At 63.9% G+C, this 1,124-nt stretch carries 1 protein-coding gene; it reads left to right on the top strand.

Going from position 1 to position 1,124, the window contains the following annotated elements:
• Positions 1–1,124, top strand: a 1,124-nt coding sequence (locus ABQE89_RS26230; RefSeq protein WP_448422153.1) for a cadherin-like domain-containing protein, incomplete at both ends; no start/stop codon positions are given.

The raw sequence follows: 1,124 nt of genomic DNA on the forward strand, positions 1-1,124 counted from the left end.
GCGGTTGATGACGCCTACGCCGTCGACGAGGACGTCACCCTCACCGTCACCGGGCCAGGCGTGCTGGCCAACGACACCGACTTCGACGACGATGACCTCACCGCCGTCTTAGTGGAGGGCCCCGCCAACGGCACGCTGGTCCTGAATGCGGATGGGTCGTTCACCTACACCCCGGATGGCGACTTCTACGGCACGGATTCGTTCACCTACCTCGCCAACGACGGCACCGCCGATGGCAACACCGCCACCGTGACGATCACGGTGAACCCCGTCAACGACGAAGCACCCGTCACGACCGATGACGCGTACACGGTGGATGAAGACGGCACCCTCACTATCACTGGGCCAGGCGTGTTGGCCAATGACACCGACTTTGACAATGACTCATTGACAGCGGTGTTGGTGGACGGACCCTCGAACGGCACCCTCGTCCTGAATGCCGATGGGTCGTTCACCTACACCCCCGATGCGGATTTCTACGGCACCGACTCGTTCACCTACCTCGCCAACGACGGCGAGTTGGACGGCAACACCGCCACCGTCACCATCACCGTCAACCCGGTCAACGACGCCCCACCCGTGACCGTCGACGACTCCTATCAGGTCGACGAGGACGGCACCCTCACCGTCACCGGGCCAGGCGTGTTGGCCAACGACACCGACTACGACAACGACTCATTGACAGCGGTGTTGGTGGACGGGCCGGTCAACGGCACCCTCGTCCTGAACGCGGATGGGTCGTTCACCTACACCCCCGACGCCGACTTCTACGGCACCGACTCGTTCACCTACCTCGCCAACGACGGCGAGTTGGACGGCAACACCGCCACCGTCACCATCACCGTCAACCCCGTCAACGACGAAGCACCCATCGCCGTCGACGACTCCTATCAGGTCGACGAGGACGGCACCCTCACCGTGCCGGTTGCCAGCGGCGTCCTCACTAATGACACCGACTTTGACGACGACGACCTCACCGCCGTCTTGGTGGACGGGCCGGCCAACGGCACCCTGGAGCTCAACGCCGACGGGTCGTTCACCTACACCCCGAATGGCGACTTCTACGGCACCGACACCTTCACCTACCTCGCCAACGACGGCGAGTTGGACGGCAACACGGCCAC

The organism is Mycolicibacterium sp. XJ1819, from assembly GCF_053483675.1.